Annotated in this window: 14 protein-coding genes and 1 pseudogene; 5 read left to right on the top strand and 10 right to left on the bottom strand. The window is 65.3% G+C overall.

Going from position 1 to position 15,084, the window contains the following annotated elements:
• Positions 1 to 659: pseudogene (locus A3736_RS14590) on the top strand (glycoside hydrolase family 3 protein); the annotation flags it as partial.
• Here A3736_RS14590 and A3736_RS14585 read toward each other — a convergent pair.
• The 6 genes from A3736_RS14585 to A3736_RS14560 all read right to left on the bottom strand — a co-directional run bounded on the left by A3736_RS14585 (position 656) and on the right by A3736_RS14560 (position 8,117).
• Positions 656 to 1,255: an NTP transferase domain-containing protein gene (locus A3736_RS14585; RefSeq protein ID WP_067684465.1), complete on the bottom strand. Its 600-nt coding sequence runs from the start codon at positions 1,253 to 1,255 to the stop codon at positions 656 to 658. The pseudogene A3736_RS14590 and the gene A3736_RS14585 overlap by 4 nt on opposite strands.
• Positions 1,245 to 2,201 carry an XdhC family protein gene (locus A3736_RS14580; protein WP_067684463.1) on the bottom strand — a complete coding sequence of 319 codons (957 nt, stop codon included), beginning with the start codon at positions 2,199 to 2,201 and terminating at the stop codon, positions 1,245 to 1,247. Before A3736_RS14580 ends, A3736_RS14585 begins: the two co-directional genes overlap by 11 nt.
• Before the next feature lie 2 nt (positions 2,202 to 2,203).
• Positions 2,204 to 4,399, bottom strand: a complete 2,196-nt coding sequence (paoC, locus tag A3736_RS14575; protein WP_067684461.1) for an aldehyde oxidoreductase molybdenum-binding subunit PaoC — start codon at positions 4,397 to 4,399, stop codon at positions 2,204 to 2,206.
• 4 nt (positions 4,400 to 4,403) lie between these two features.
• Positions 4,404 to 5,366, bottom strand: coding sequence for a xanthine dehydrogenase family protein subunit M (locus tag A3736_RS14570; protein WP_067684459.1), 963 nt, complete (start codon positions 5,364 to 5,366; stop codon positions 4,404 to 4,406).
• A gap of 4 nt (positions 5,367 to 5,370) precedes the next feature.
• The gene (gene paoA / locus A3736_RS14565) at positions 5,371 to 6,006 is read right to left on the bottom strand and encodes an aldehyde dehydrogenase iron-sulfur subunit PaoA (RefSeq protein ID WP_067684457.1); all 636 of its coding nucleotides are present in this window, start codon (positions 6,004 to 6,006) and stop codon (positions 5,371 to 5,373) included.
• 74 nt (positions 6,007 to 6,080) lie between these two features.
• Positions 6,081 to 8,117 (bottom strand): TonB-dependent receptor, encoded by a 2,037-nt coding sequence (locus A3736_RS14560; protein ID WP_067684455.1) that lies wholly within the window; start codon positions 8,115 to 8,117, stop codon positions 6,081 to 6,083.
• A 95-nt stretch (positions 8,118 to 8,212) separates the two neighbouring features.
• On the opposite strand from A3736_RS14560, the gene A3736_RS14555 reads away from it, so the two are divergent.
• The 4 genes from A3736_RS14555 to A3736_RS14540 all read left to right on the top strand — a co-directional run bounded on the left by A3736_RS14555 (position 8,213) and on the right by A3736_RS14540 (position 12,802).
• Positions 8,213 to 9,733, top strand: coding sequence for an NAD(P)/FAD-dependent oxidoreductase (locus A3736_RS14555; protein ID WP_067684453.1), 1,521 nt, complete (start codon positions 8,213 to 8,215; stop codon positions 9,731 to 9,733).
• 320 nt (positions 9,734 to 10,053) lie between these two features.
• Positions 10,054 to 10,815 (top strand): molybdopterin-binding protein, encoded by a 762-nt coding sequence (locus A3736_RS14550; protein WP_067684451.1) that lies wholly within the window; start codon positions 10,054 to 10,056, stop codon positions 10,813 to 10,815.
• A 72-nt stretch (positions 10,816 to 10,887) separates the two neighbouring features.
• Complete coding sequence (locus A3736_RS14545; RefSeq protein ID WP_233999404.1) at positions 10,888 to 11,868, top strand: hypothetical protein; 981 nt, start codon at positions 10,888 to 10,890, stop codon at positions 11,866 to 11,868.
• 22 nt (positions 11,869 to 11,890) lie between these two features.
• On the top strand, positions 11,891 to 12,802 hold the full coding sequence (locus A3736_RS14540) for a GNAT family N-acetyltransferase (protein ID WP_067684449.1): 912 nt from the start codon (positions 11,891 to 11,893) through the stop codon (positions 12,800 to 12,802).
• Positions 12,803 to 12,814: 12 nt separating this feature from the next.
• Here the strand turns inward: A3736_RS14540 and A3736_RS17200 are convergent, their stop codons facing one another.
• The 4 genes from A3736_RS17200 to nusG all read right to left on the bottom strand — a co-directional run bounded on the left by A3736_RS17200 (position 12,815) and on the right by nusG (position 14,958).
• Complete coding sequence (locus tag A3736_RS17200; RefSeq protein ID WP_156502151.1) at positions 12,815 to 12,985, bottom strand: hypothetical protein; 171 nt, start codon at positions 12,983 to 12,985, stop codon at positions 12,815 to 12,817.
• Positions 12,986 to 13,121: 136 nt separating this feature from the next.
• Positions 13,122 to 13,814: a 50S ribosomal protein L1 gene (gene rplA / locus A3736_RS14535; protein ID WP_067684447.1), complete on the bottom strand. Its 693-nt coding sequence runs from the start codon at positions 13,812 to 13,814 to the stop codon at positions 13,122 to 13,124.
• 2 nt (positions 13,815 to 13,816) lie between these two features.
• The gene (gene rplK / locus A3736_RS14530; protein WP_067684445.1) at positions 13,817 to 14,248 is read right to left on the bottom strand and encodes a 50S ribosomal protein L11; all 432 of its coding nucleotides are present in this window, start codon (positions 14,246 to 14,248) and stop codon (positions 13,817 to 13,819) included.
• Positions 14,249 to 14,421: 173 nt separating this feature from the next.
• Entirely contained in the window at positions 14,422 to 14,958 is a 537-nt protein-coding gene (gene nusG, locus A3736_RS14525; RefSeq protein ID WP_067684443.1) for a transcription termination/antitermination protein NusG, read from the bottom strand.
• Between the last annotated feature and the right edge of the window lie 126 nt (positions 14,959 to 15,084).

The raw sequence follows: 15,084 nt of genomic DNA, 5'->3' as shown, positions 1-15,084 counted from the left end.
GCAGCGAAGGCGCGGGCGTGGCCGATATTCTGTTCGGCGCGCGCGCTGCCACCGGCAAGTTGTCCTTTAGCTGGCCCGCGGGCTGCGACGGCAAGCCGCTCAATTCGGCGGACGGCGCGCTCTTCCCCTTGGGCTACGGGCGTGCTCTCACCAATACCGCACCACTCCCCGAACTCGACGAGACCTGCGCCTTCCTTGGCGGCGGTGCGGCTGCCGAATGGTACGGCAATGGCCGTCTCGCCAACGGGATCGTCGCGACGGCAGGCGGAACCGATCTGCCGAACCTGCGCGGGACCGGCGGCGGAGTTACTGCTGTCGGACTCGACAAGGATCGCCAGGAAGATGCGCGCCGGATCGCCATGGCGGCGGGATCGGCGCTGACGCTCGAGGGCGAAGACACCGGATCGTTCCGGATTTCCTATTCGCTCGAAGCTGCGCCTTCGGGGCCGGTCAGCGCCTCCAGCGGCAGCGCCACGACCGATCTCACCACCGGCCTGACGCTGGCGGCGGGCAAGGGCTGGCGCGAAATGCTGCTGACGCCCGCCTGCCTTGCCGATGCAGGTGACTCGCTGACGATCAGCACCGAAGCGCCGCTGACCTTCTCGCTCGCCAGCGTGGAGCGGGTTGCGCTGCCCGAAGGGACTGCCTGTTCATTCTAGCCCAACCGTGCCAGATCGGCCCGCGTATCGATATCGCGGGCCGATCCGGGATCGTCGGTTTCCAAATGCACGATACCGGGAAGCCGCTTCAGAGCCGCCCGCGCACCGCGATCGCCGGACAGGCGTCTCAGGCGGTCGAACACCGTCCGAGACAGCGCAACCGGATGCGCGGGCCGATTTCTGTATTGCGGCAGGACGGCTGGCGCGCCGGTGAGGACATAGCCCAAGGCAGTGTCCGCAAGGCCGGGATCGATCAGGGGCATATCGCCCAGAGCGACTGCAACGGCGCGGCAATCGGACGGAAGCGCTGCGATCCCGCATCGCAGCGAGGCGGAAAGTCCCTCCTGCCAGTCCGGACATTCGACCGTGACGAGGCGCGGTGATGCGAGGTCGGCGAGCGCAGCGGCCACCTCATCTCCCCGCGCTCCGAGTACGACCGTCACGCACTCGACCCGGCTGGCGAGCATCGCACGGACCGCGTGGCGCACCAGCGCCTCGCCGCGAAAATCCGCCAGCAATTTCGCCCCGTCGAAGCGCGTGCCCGCGCCCGCCGCGAGAACGAGGGCGTGGCAGCCCGCCAGCGTCTCAGTCGCCACGAGAAGCGATCACTTCGGCGACGACCGAGATCGCCACCTCCCAAGGCGAGCGCGCCGGGATCGCAAGGCCGATGGGGGCGCGCAGCCGGTCGATCTGCGCTTGCGTGAGGCCCGCCGCAGCGAGGCGTTGGAACCGCTCGGCAAGCTTGCGCCGCGATCCGAGCACGCCGACATAGCCCGCGTCGGACTGCAAGGCCGGGATAAGAGCGCGCTCGTCCAGATCAAGATCGTGCGTCGCCACGGCGACCGCCGTCCAGCGGTCCAGATCGATATCGTCCAGCGCTTCGTCGAGAGCGCGCCGGTCGCAGGCGAGATCGAACGGAGCGTGATCGGACGGGCCGAACGGGCTCAGCAGCCTGACTTCCCAGCCCACGGTCCGCCCCATCCCGCCGATCGCCAGCGCGAAAGGATCGGAGCCGATCACGACGAGGCGCTGCACTGGATCGTAGTGCTTGCGAATGGGCGCATCGGCGGGCGCGTCATCGACTGGCTGGCAGCTCCGCTTTGTCCCGTCGCTCGCCCAGACGGCAGGACGGCGCTCGCGCGTGAAGCGTTTCAGCTCGGCCAAGGCCACGTCGCCCGCCTCAACTCTCTCGATCGCCACTTCGATCCGCCCGCCGCAGGGCAGGCGGATATCGACAAAGGGGCTGCCCTCGCCATAGATCAGGCGGCGCAGCTTTCCGTCCGCGATGGTCTCGCGCGCGTTCAGCGCCACGTCGTCTTCGATGCAGCCTCCCGACAGGAAACCCCAGGCCTGCGTTTCGGTCACCGCCATCTGCGCGCCAACCGGCCGCGGGCCGCCATCGGCAGCCACGATAGTCGCCAGCGCGAAGGGCTCGCCCCGGTCGGCAGCGGCGAACATGTGCGGGCGGATATCGTCTTCCAGCCCGGACACGAGCCAGCCGGGGCCTGCGACTGGCCCCTCCCTATCCGGCTCGTCCGTCATGTTCAGGCGATAGCGGGCAGGCGGTCGAGATATTTGTCGAGCGTCAGCGGATAGTCGCGCACGCGGATACCGGTGGCGTTGTAGATCGCATTCGCCACCGCCGCACCCGGCCCGCAAATCCCCAGCTCGCCCACGCCCTTCGCCTTAAGAGGCGTCGAGACCGGATCGAGCGTGTCGAGGAACACGCATTCCTGATGCGGAATGTCGGCGTGCACCGGCACTTCGTATCCGGCGAGATCATGATTGGCGAAGAAGCCGAAGCGCTTGTCGACATGGAGGTCTTCGGTCAGCGCCGCGCCTGCCGCCATCACCATGCCGCCGATCACCTGGCTGCGGGCCGATAGCGGATTGAGAATGCGACCGGCATCGCACACCGCCAGCATCCGGGTGATGTAGGTTTCGCCCGTATAGGCATCGACCTTCACTTCGGCGAAGTGGCCCGCATAGGTGCCGACATCGTAGTCCTTCTTGAACTCGCCGAAGGTCATCGAATCCTCCGCCGTCAGCGCGCCGGCATCTCCGATCGCCCAGCTTTCGCCGTCGAGCGTAGCCTGCCCGCCATCGAACGTCGCCGCATCCGCATCGAAGCCGAGCTTTTCTCCGATCATGCGGCGCAGTGCGACGCAGGCGGCATAGACGCCCGCCGTCGAACTCGCCGCACCCCACTGGCCGCCGGAACCGGCGGATACGGGATAGCCTGAATCGCCCAGTTCGACGCGCACCGTGCTCAGCGGCAGGCCCATCGTCTCCGCCGCGGTCTGGGCCAGGATCGTGTAACTGCCGGTGCCGATATCGGTCATGTCGGTCTCGACGATCAATTGGCCGCGATCGGTCATGCGGACCCGTGCGCCCGATTTCATCGTCGGTGCCGCACGGTATCCTGCGGCAACGCCCATGCCCGTCAGCCAGCGCCCCTGTCGCGCACTTGCCGGGCGGGCCGGTCGCTTCGACCAGCCGAAGCGCTCCGCGCCTTCGCGCAGGCAGCGGGTCAGATTGCGGTCCGAAATCTTGGTGTCGGGCTCTCCCGGCACCATACCCTGCGCATCGTTGACGATCCGCAGTTCGACCGGGTCCATGCCCAGCTTCTCGGCCAGTTCGTCCATCGCCACTTCGAGCGCCAGATGCCCCGGCAATTCGCCCGGCGCGCGCATGGCGTTGCCTTCGGGCAGGTCCAGCTGCGCGACATGGTTCGCGATCAGGCGATTGGCCCCCGCATAGAGCTTTGGCGTCTGCAGGGTCGCATTCTCGCCCGCTTCCCCTGTGATGTTGCCGGACCAGTTCTCGTGTCCGATGGCGACGATCCGGCCGTCCCGCTCCGCCCCGATACGCAGGCGCTGCCTAGTCGCATGGCGGTGGGTGGCATTGTTGAACATCAGCGGCCGCTGCATCGCGATCTTGACCGGACGCTTCGCCGCCTTCGCGCCCAGCGCGGCCATCACCGCGTCGGACCGCACGAACAGCTTCCCGCCGAAGCCGCCGCCGATATAAGGCGAATCGACGCGGATATTGTCGGCATCCATTTTCAGGATCGAGCCCAGCGCCTGGCGGCTCCATTCGATCATCTGGTTGGAGGTCCACACGGTCAGCTTCGGGCCGTCCCACGCCGCGATGGTGGCGAAAGGCTCCATCATGGCATGCGCCTCGTCGGGCGTGGTGTAGCGCTCGTCCAGCTTGACCGGCGCGGCGGCGAAGGCGCTTTCGAAATCGCCGATCTCGGCGCTGTCCGACGGGCGATCGCTCGCCAGCGGCGCACCAGGCGCGACCTTCGCAAGGTCGAAGCTGCCATCGCCATTGGCATAGCTGGTGCGGATGAGGCCGGCGGCGGCACGGGCCTGTTCGAAGGTTTCGGCTACGACGACTGCGATCGCCTGATGGTAATGCGAGACTTCGCGCCCGCCGAACAGGGGAGCATAGTTGAAATCGCTGCTCGCTACCGGCTCGTGCTCGGTCGCGGCGACGATCGCGATCACGCCGGGCGCGCGGCGGGCATCGTCGAGATCCATCGAGCGAATCCGGCCCTTGGCGATGCCTGCGCCGACGATCCAGCCATAGGCTTGGTTCGCGGCGACATCGTGCCGTTCGGCGGCATAGGGCGCGCGGCCCGAGACCTTGAGCGGGCCATCGATGCGGGGCGTCGACTTGCCGACGATCTTGGAGCGGTCGAACAGGTTCTCACCTGCGGGAGCGTTGAATTCCATGGGTCTAGCTCCTCGTGCCGGTTTGCGCGTCGGCGAGAATGCCCGCCAGGGTCCGCTCGGCGAGCGGTATCTTGAATGCGTTCTGTTCGGTCGGGCGCGCATCGGCGAAGGCGGTGCGCACGACGGCGGCCGCCCCATTGGGCAATTGCGCGTCGGCCGCTTCGCTGCGCCAGGGCTTGGGCGCCACGCCGCCGAAGGCGACCCTACCCGTCCCGTCCGGCTGGATCACCGCCGCAACGGAAACCAGCGCATAGGCATAGCTGCGCCGATCGCGGACCTTGTGGTAGAAATGCTGCCCGCCGACCGGCGCGGGCAGGCGCACATGGGTGATGATCTCACCCGGTTCGAGCGCGGTTTCGATATGCGGCGTGTCGCCCCACAGGCGATGGAAATCCGCCGCCGGAATGGCCCGCGCGGTCCCGTCGGGCTTCACTGTCTCCACCACCGCGTCGAGCGCGCGCATGGCGACCGCCATGTCGCCGGGATAGGTAGCGATGCAGCTGTCGGACGTGCCGATCACGCCCAATTGGCGGGAAAATCCGTCGATCGCTGCGCAGCCATCGCCGGGCTTGCGCTTGTTGCAGGGCATGTTGGTATCGTAGAAATAGGCGCAACGCGTCCGCTGCAACAGATTGCCGCCGGTCGTCGCCTTATTCCTCAGCTGGCCCGATGCGCCCGCCTGAATGGCGCGGGTCAGCACCGCGTAATCCTCGCGAACGCGGGGGTGGGCCGACAGCGCGGTGTTCGACACGAACGTGCCGATCCGAAGGCCGCCGTCCTCCGTATCCTCGACCTGGTCGAGGCCCAGATCCTGCACGTCGACCAGATGGGTCGGGGTTTCAATCTCCAGTTTCATCAGGTCGATGAGATTGGTGCCCCCGGCGATGAATTTCGCCCCCTGAGTCGTCGCAACGGCCTTGGCCGCTTCGGCGGGGCTGGCGGCGCGTTCGTAAGTGAAGCTGCGCATCGTCTTATCCTTTCGCGACCTGGGCCATCGCTTCGGCGATGTTGGAATAGGCGCCGCAGCGGCAGATATTGCCGCTCATCCGTTCGCGCATTTCCATTTCGGTGGCGCGCATGCGCCCGGTCAGATCCTCGGTGACATGGCTGGGAACGCCGTTCCTGATTTCTTCCAGCACGGCGACCGCCGAACAGATCTGGCCCGGCGTGCAATAGCCGCACTGATACCCGTCATGTTCGACGAAGGCGGCCTGCATTGGATGAAGATCCTCCGGACTGCCCAGACCTTCGATCGTGGTGATCTCGTCGCCCTGATGCTGCACCGCGAGGCTGAGGCAGGAATTGATCCGCGTCCCGTTGACCATGACCGTGCAGGCGCCGCATTGGCCGTGGTCGCAGCCCTTCTTGCTGCCGGTGAGCTTCAAATGTTCGCGCAGCGTGTCGAGCAGCGTGGTGCGGGAATCGAGTTCCAGCTCCTGCGGCGTGCCGTTGACGGTCAGGCGAACGGGCACCTTGGCCTCCTTCGCTGCACTGCCGGGAGCGGTGTCCTGCGCGCGCAGGATCGAGGCCTGGCCGACCGTCGCCGAAGCGACCCCGCCCGCCAACACGCCGCGGCGCGATACTTTCAGGAACCCGTTTTCCGCCATTTTCCGCCTCGCATTACAAATTTTTCGCGTTTTACATGCTCCCTGTGAAGCACCGGCACCGCTAGCGCAACGGGTCAGAAGCCCAAGCGCAGGCCCGCCCAGAAGGTTCGCGGAACGCCCAGATCGATATTCCCGTCCGAATTGCGGGTGACGATCCGTTCGTCGGTGACGTTTTCCGCCCTGAACACTGCCGAGAGCCCTCCGCCCAACGGCGCCTGAGCGAACAGGCCCAAAGTCGTCGCAGGCGGCAGGCGATCGGTTTCGAGATCGCTTTCGAACTGCGCGCCGGTATGGCGCAGGCTTGCCGCGACCTGCCAGCCGGGTGCGGGAGTCCAGATCGCGTTCGCCGCCGCTGCCCAGCGCGGCGCCTGTGCCGGGCGATTGCCGTCGAGCGCCAGCGAAGCGCCTTCGCCCACCACGCGCGCATCGGTATAGGCCAGCGTCCCGTCGAAGCGCAGCGCGCCGCGCGTGACCTTCAGACCGGCCTCGATCCCCTGCGCCTCGATCGCGGGAAGGTTCTGCCGCTGGCGCAGATTGCGCGCGAGCGTGACATTCGCGATCGCGCCGTCGACCCGGTTGTCGAACGCCGTCAGGGCCAATTCGACATTCGGTAGCGGGGTCCAGTCGAGACCCGCCTCGTAGCCCTCCAGCGTCTCGCTCTCGAGCGCGGCATTGGCCTGCGTCACCACCGGGAACACCACGAAGGGCCGCAGCAATTCGTTCAGGGTCGGTAGGCGCAAGCCGCGATAGGCTGCGGCGCGCAAACGAAGCGTTTCGCTCGCCTCCCAGGCGGCGCCGCCGCGCCACGAGACGATCCAGTCGCTGCGTTCGGGCACCAGAGTCTCGTTCACAAGCGCGCCGCCCGCATTGCGCGCCACATAGCGCCCTTCGCCGATCCGCGTCCGGTCGGCGCGCAATCCTCCGGTCAGCACCAGTGCGCCGAACACCCGATCGTATTCGGCGAACAGCCCCAGATCACTCGTCGATCCGCCCGCCCGCCGCCGCTCGGTCAGCGCGCCGGAAAACGCGCTATAGGCGTCTTCCTGCAATTCGCCTTCGGAGCGGCGATAGTCCACGCCCAGCCGCAACAGATCGTCCGCGCCCAGCGGCGGGCGCACTTCCAGCTTACCGCCCAGCCCGGTCGAGGGCGTGTCCCTCTGGTCGAGCACGCGCACGAAACGCGTCGAACTAATCACGACATTGCTGAAGTCGCGCGCCTGCACATACGCCAGCGCATCGAATTCCCACGCGCCCCGCCCCACCAGGCGCAGGCTGGCATCCGCGCCGCTGGCGCTGCTGTCGGCGCCTTCGAAGCGCAGGGTCCGCTGATCGTCGAACACAGTCGCCGACGCCTGCAATTCGAGCGATTCGCCCACCGGCGCGACGCCGCGCAGGGACAGCGACCAGCTGTCGTATCGCGCGCGGGCACTGGCAGGAACCCGATCCTCGGCAGGCGTCGTGAAGAAGCCCGGCCCGCGATCCCAGCGCACGCCTGCGGTCACGAAGCCCGCGCCAAGCGGCTGCGCCAGCAGAGCGCTGGCCTCCGTCCCCCCGCGATCGTTGGCGAGCAGGCTGGCGCCGAAGGGAGGCAGCGTTTGCGCGCCCGCGCTCTCCAGCTCGATCGTGCCCGCCAGCGCGCCCGCGCCGAACGGCCCCGCACCGCCCCCGCGCGTCACGCGTACCCGGCCGATCCGCTCGGTCGCCAATTGGCCGAAGGGGATATACCCGAAGAACGGATCGGCGATCGGCACACCGTCGAGCAGCACCAGCGCCCGGCTGGTCGCATTGCCGCCCAGCGAACGCAGCGTGACACCCTGCGCGCTCGGATTGCTGGACCGGCTGTCGGAACGGCGGAATTGCTGGAAGCCTGCCACCGTCCCCAGGGCTTCCTCGATACGGCCCGATGGGACGGTCAGCAGCTCGTCGCGCGTGACGGTGCGCGTGGCATAGGCCGGGACGGAGGGCGCATCTTCCAGCCCCTGCCCCGTCACCACGATCACGGGAGCCGCGTCATCGTTTTCCGGCTCGCTCTCGCCCATCCCCCCATCCTGCGCGGCAAGCGGGGAGACGGCGCCCAAAAGGGCGATGAGGCTGATGGAGGTGCGACGCATGCCGCCTCCGCTATCCGCATCGGTTGCACAGAGCAACGGGCTGGTGCGACCATGCGCAAAGCGTTAGACCCTTCGCAGCACTGGGAGAAACCGACATGGCAGGCCGCGCCGCTCCGACCGATTACGACGTCCTGATCGTGGGGGCGGGCATATCCGGCATCGGGATGGCCGCCCATATGGAGGAAAAGGCGCCGCATCACAGCTACGCCATTCTCGAACGGCGCGCCGATCTGGGCGGGACATGGGATCTGTTCCGTTATCCCGGCATCCGTTCGGATAGCGACATGCATACGCTGGGCTTCGATTTCGAACCGTGGAAGCACGAAAAAACGATCGCCGACGGGCCCGCCATCCTCGATTATCTCAACCGCATCGTGGACGAGCGCGGCATTCGCGAGCACATCCGTACGGGCCACACCGTCCTCGCCGCAGACTGGCGCGAAGCCCATGCTTGCTGGCACGTTACGGTCGAAACCGCCGAGGGCGACCGCAAGCGTCTGACCGCCAATTGGCTCTATCTCGGATCGGGCTATTACGATTACGACGAAGCCTACGATCCGGGCTTCGATCTGGGCGCCTTCGAAGGGCGCGTCGTGCATTCCCAGTTCTGGCCCGACGATCTCGATTATGCGGGCAAACAGGTGGTCGTGATCGGGTCGGGCGCAACCGCCGTCACGCTGGTGCCGTCCATGGCGAAGGGCGCACGCGGCGCGGCCAAGGTCACCATGCTGCAACGCACGCCGACCTGGATGTTCAGCCGCCCGGCGAAGGACCGGATCGCGAATTTCCTGCGCAAGGTGCTGCCCGAAAAGCTGGCCTATCGCGTCACGCGCTGGAAGAATATCACGCTCCAGCATCTCGGCTTCAAGCGCGCGCGCACCAAGCCGGAAAAGATGAAGCAGTTCCTTCACAAGCGGATCGAAAAGGCGCTGGGCCCGGATTACGACCGCGCCAGCTTCACCCCGCCCTACGATCCGTGGGATCAGCGCCTGTGCCTGATCCCCGACGACGATCTGTTCGAGGCGATGAAGAAGGGCCGCGCCGAGATCGTCACCGGCCATATCGCCGCCTTCGAACAGGGCGGCGTCAGGTTGAAGGACGATCGCCATCTGCCCGCCGATATCGTCGTGACGGCGACCGGCCTGAAACTGGCCGTGGCCGGCAAGATCGCGATCAGCCAGAACGGCGAACCCGTCGATCTGGCCGAACGGTTCTATTACAAGGGCTGCATGTTCTCGAACCTGCCGAACCTTGCAGTGGTGTTCGGCTATCTCAACGCCAGTTGGACGCTGCGGTCGGACATCAATGCCGATTTCATCTGCCGGGTGCTCGAACGCATGCGCGCAACCGGCGCCACGATCGCCGAACCCGTCCTGCCCGCCGACCACGATCTGGTGGAAGACGATATCTTCGACTTTTCGAGTGGATACATCCAGCGTTCCAAGCACCTGATGCCCAAAAACGCGGTCGCCTATCCCTGGCGGCTCAATCAGGAATACGTCACCGACAGGAAGCGCATGGCAAGCGATTCGATCGAGGACGGGGTTCTGGATTTGCGGCGCGCAGATGGGCAGGATGCCAGCAGTCAGGAAGGGCGGCTGGAGCCTGCGGGTTAAACGCGCGCCTCCGCCCGAAAAATTATCGCATCAGAAGCAGGACGGCGAGGATCACCACGATCAGGCCCCCGGCGGCCACCGCGATCTTGGCCCATTTCCTGATCCGCTGTTCTCGACGAGCCCGCTGTCGCCGAGCGGCCTCTTTCGAACCGCCTTGAACCATATCCGTCTATTCCGTGCTGATGCGAATTTCGCTCGGGCCGATACCAAACCGTATTCGCATGGCAAGCGCATCTGCCGCCAATCCTGACCGAAGTCGGGACCGCACGGGCCGCGCAAGGGACTGGCGGAGCCGCAGCCGGTCGGTTACGCCTTCGGGCATGACTTCTGACCGCATCTACACCGCCGGGCTCCTCGTGATCGGGGACGAGATCCTGTCCGGGCGCACGCATGACAAGAATATCGCCCAGGTCGCCAGCTGGCTGCAGGTGCAGGGCATTCGACTGTCCGAAGTACGGGTCGTCGCCGATGTGATGCCGCGTATCGTGGAAGCAGTGAACGCGCTGCGCGAAAGTTACGATTATCTCTTCACCACCGGCGGGATCGGTCCGACGCATGACGACATCACCGTGGACGCCGTGGCCGAGGCTTTGGGGGTGCCCGTCATCGTCCATCCCGAAGCGCGCGCGATCCTCGAACGTTATTACGCCGACAAGCCCGGCGGGCTGACCGAGGCGCGGCTGCGCATGGCGCGCGTTCCCGAAGGATCGGAACTTATTCCCAACCGCATGTCTGGCGCGCCGGGGATCAAATGCGGGAACATCCATCTGATGGCGGGCGTCCCGCACATCACGGCCGGCATGCTCGACGCGCTGACCGGGACGCTCGAAGGCGGCGCGCCCTTGAAGGCGGAAACGATCGGCTGCTGGACGGCGGAAAGCGAAGTCGCCGACATCCTGCGCGAGGTCGAAAAAGCACACGAGAACTGCCAGATCGGCAGCTACCCCTTCTTTCGCGAGGGCCGCGTGGGCGCGAATTTCGTCGCCCGCTCGACCGACGAGACGGAACTGGCGGCCTGCGTCCACGCGCTCAGCGATGCGCTGAGCGCGGCGGGATACGACTTTACGCCCGGCGGCATCTGACCGGCGAAAGCTTCGCCTTTGCCCCATTCCGAAGCGGTTTAAGCAAAATCGCAACCATATCGACATAGTATGATGGCCATGACTGCCGTCTACATCACGGTCGATACGGAATATTCCTCGTCGCTGGCGAACCGGCCCTGTCCGGTGGACCGGTCCGAAAATTTCGCGCGCTCGATTGCCGGCATCACGCCCGAAGGCCCGCTGGGCCTGCCCCACAAGCTCGCCCTGCTGAAGGAATACGGGCAACGCGGCGTCTTCTTCGTCGATCCGATGCCCGCCCTCGTCTGGGGCACTGCCCCTATCGAGGATGTGGTCGCTCCGATCCTGGAGGCGGGGCAGGACGTGCAGTTGCACTGCCATACCGAATGGCTCGCCCATGCGGGGCCCGATACGCCCTTTGCAGGCCTGGAAGGGCGCAATATCAAGGATTTCCCTTTCGAAGAACAATGCCGCATTCTCGACTGGGCTCGCGAGACGCTGATGGCGGCGGGCGCACCGAAACCTTCCGCTTTTCGTGCTGGAAACTACGGCGCAAATCGCGACACTCTGCGCACTTTGAACGAACTCGACATCGGTTTCGATACCAGCTTCACGCCCGCCATCTCGAACGGCCATTGCGACATTCCGCTTGGCCGGGAAACGACCCAGCCGGTGCTGATGGAAGGTGTGATCGAAGTGCCGACCGGTTGCATTCGCGATGCCACCGGCAATCTGCGCCATGCCCAGATCACCGCCCTGTCGTTGCGCGAAATGACCAGCGCCATCGTCCATGCGCGCGAGACCGCTCTGCCAAGCTTCACTCTGGTGTCGCACAGTTTCGAGCTGGTCAATCGCCGCCGCATGTCGGCAAACAGGATCGTCCGCAATCGCTTCGAAGGCCTCTGCCGCACACTCAAGAACCTGCGCGGTGTGCGGACCGCGACCTATCGCGACGATCCGCCGCTTCGCCTGTACGATCGCGATGCCATGCCGCCACCGCCCATCTCCGGTCCTTTTGCGACCGGGATGCGCTATGCCGAACAGGCGGTATCGAACACGTTCTACGGCGCGTGAGGCGAGCGGGTTCGGCAAGCCGATGGTCTCCAAGCCGGTCACGCTCTCGTTCTCGATCGGATCGCGGCGCCTGTTCGGCATCGAACGGCATCTGGCCGATATCGCCTATTCGCTCAGCGATCTGACGAGCGGCCAGCGCCCGCATGCCTTAGGCGGACCCGGAGCCGACGGGCTGCGCGTTCTCTCCGCGCCCCCTTGCGAAATCCCATTCTGGCAGGCGCAATTCCCGCGCCATCGCATCGGGGCGGTGCAGCATTATCGCCGCCATTTCATCGCAATGCAGGGCGGCTTCGAAGACTATCTCGCGAATTTTTCGGGCAAGACCCGTTCGACCTTGCGGCGCAAGCGGCGGCGATTCGAAAAGGCGGATGGCGGCGAGCTGGACCTGCGCTGGTATCGAAGCGAGGAGGAGGTCGCGGAATTTCTCGCCCTCGCAACTCCGCTGGCACGCAAAACCTATCAGGCGCGCCTGCTCGACGCGGCCTTGCCCGACGATGCGGAAGCGCAACGCGAAATCCTTGGCGCAGCCGCTCGCGATGCGGTCCGTGCGTTTCTGCTGTTCCTGAAAGAAGAGCCAGTCGCCTACCTCTATCTACCGGTCGGAGGGACGACGCTGATTTACGCCTTCCTCGGATATGATCCTGCGCATGCGGAGCTGTCGCCGGGAACGGTGCTGCAGATGGGCGCGCTGGAGCATTTATTCGCTGAACGGCGCTTCACCCATTTCGATTTCACCGAAGGCGATGGCGCTCACAAAGCGCTGTTCGGCACGGACAGCCTGCCGTGCTGTACCTTTGTCCTCCTGACCCCACAGTGGCGCAATATCACCGCACTGGCGAGCCACGCTGCCTTCGAAAGCGCAGTCGAGGTGGGAAAACGCATTCTGTCGGGTTCGCGCGCCGAAGAATTCGTCCGGCGCGCCCTGGGCCGCTAGACCCGTACCCCGTCAGAGCGGTGTTTGATCCCGCTCGACCTTTTCCTGAAGTCGCTCCGCCCCGCGATCGGCTTCGCGCAAGGTGGACTTGCTGGCGTTGCGATTGCGCAACCAGGCAAAAATGATCGCGGCGATCAAAACGATCGGCCCCGCGATGACGACAAAACTCCAGATCCCGGCCATAAAAAACTCTCCATTCGTTACCCAAGAAACGGCTGACGCGGGAAGGCGGTTCCGATCAAAGGAAAAGGGGCCCCCGCCGGATCGGCAGGAGCCCCCTTTTTCATGTTTAGACCGCTCGCAACGGAGCGGAACCGGATCAGGCGCCTTCGACCTCGGCGAGATCGACCTTGAGGCCGGGACCCATCGAGCTGGTCAGCGTGATCTTGCGGACATACTTGCCCTTGGCACCCGAGGGCTTCGCTTTGACGATCGCATCGGTCAGCGCCTTGAAGTTGGTCTTCAGCGCCGCATCGTCGAAGCTCAGCTTGCCGATGCCCGAATGGATGATGCCCTGCTTTTCCACGCGGAATTCGACCTGGCCGCCCTTAGCGTCCTTCACGGCCTGTTCCACGTTCGGCGTCACGGTGCCGAGCTTGGGGTTCGGCATCAGGCCCTTGGGGCCGAGCACCTTACCCAGACGGCCGACCACACCCATCATGTCGGGCGTGGCGATCACGCGGTCGTAATCGAGATTGCCGTTCTGCATGTCTTCCATGAGATCTTCGGCACCGACCTTGTCGGCTCCGGCGGCAGTCGCCTTTTCGGCGTTGTCGCCACGCGCGAACACGGCGACGCGCACGTCCTTGCCGGTGCCCGAAGGCAGCGACACCATGCCGCGGACCATCTGGTCGGCGTGGCGCGGATCGACGCCCAGGTTCATGGCGACTTCGACGGTCTCGTCGAACTTCGACTTGTATTCGCGCAGCGTGCTGAGCGCTTCGTCGACAGTGTAGAGCTTCTCGCTGTCGAGCTTGGCGAGCGTCTGCTGGCGCTTGGTCTGCTTCGGCATGATCAGCCCTCCACCACTTCGAGGCCCATGGAACGGGCGCTGCCGGCGATGATCTTCATCGCCTGATCGATGTCGTTGGCGTTCAGATCCGCCATCTTGCTCTCGGCGATTTCGCGCACGGCGCTCGCCTTGATGGTTCCGGCCGAAACCTTGCCCGGCTCCTTGGAGCCCGACTTGAGATTGGCGGCACGCTTCAGCAGGAAGCTCGCCGGCGGCGTCTTCGTGATGAAGGTGAAGCTGCGATCCGCATAGACCGTGATCTTGGTCGGGATCGGCATGCCCTTTTCAAGGTCCTGCGTGGCGGCGTTGAACGCCTTGCAGAATTCCATGATGTTCACGCCGCGCTGACCCAGCGCAGGGCCGATCGGCGGGGAGGGGTTGGCGGTGCCGGCGGGCACCTGAAGGTTGATGTAACCTTCGATCTTCTTGGCCATGAGAGGCCTCCTTTCTCACTGTCGCCGCACGCCTTGGCGAACGGCTCATGGTAAGCGGTCTGACGAACGGCCTATCAGAGCCGTTCTCCCGCGGTGGTTTCCGAGCCTGGCGGCGCGGAAGGGCGCGCGTTTAGCGGATCGACCGCAAAACGCAAGATTTTCAGAGCTGCTGTCTATTTGGTCAGTTCGACCTGCTCGAAATCGAGTTCGACCGGGGTGGCGCGTCCGAAGATCGAGACCGAAACCTTGACCTTCTGCTTGTCGAAATCGAGTTCCTCGACCAGCCCGTTGAAGGTCGCGAACGGCCCGTCGAGCACTTTGACCGAATCGCCGATCTCGTAATCGACCTCGACCTGCTTCTTGGGAGCGGCCTTGGCTTCCTCGACGCCGCCGAAATAGCGCGCGGCTTCCTTCTCGGAAATCGCCTGCGGCTTGTTGTTGTTGCCGAGGAAGCCCGTCACTTTCGGAGTGTTCTTGACGAGGTGATAGACATCGTCGGTCATGTTGAGCTTGGCGAGGACGTATCCCGGCATGAACTTGCGTTCGACCTGGACCTTCTTGCCGCGCTTGACTTCGGTCACCGTTTCGGTCGGCACTTCGACCTCTTCGACGCCTTCGGACAGGCCCAGCCGCTCGGCCTCGGCGATAATGGAATCGCGGACCTTGTTCTCGAAGCCGGAATAGGCGTGGATGATGTACCAGCGTGCCATGATCGTGAAAATTACCCTGTCAAAATATCTGTGTCGGTGGCCGGAAAGCGGCCTCAGGCGAGAGTGAGCAGCCAGCTCACCACGGCCCCGAAGGCCGAATCCACGCCCAGGAAGAACAGCGAGAGG

The organism is Erythrobacter sp. HI0063 (assembly GCF_001635685.1).
Lineage (GTDB): Bacteria > Pseudomonadota > Alphaproteobacteria > Sphingomonadales > Sphingomonadaceae > Qipengyuania.
This window is presented reverse-complemented; position numbering and strand designations above follow the sequence as displayed.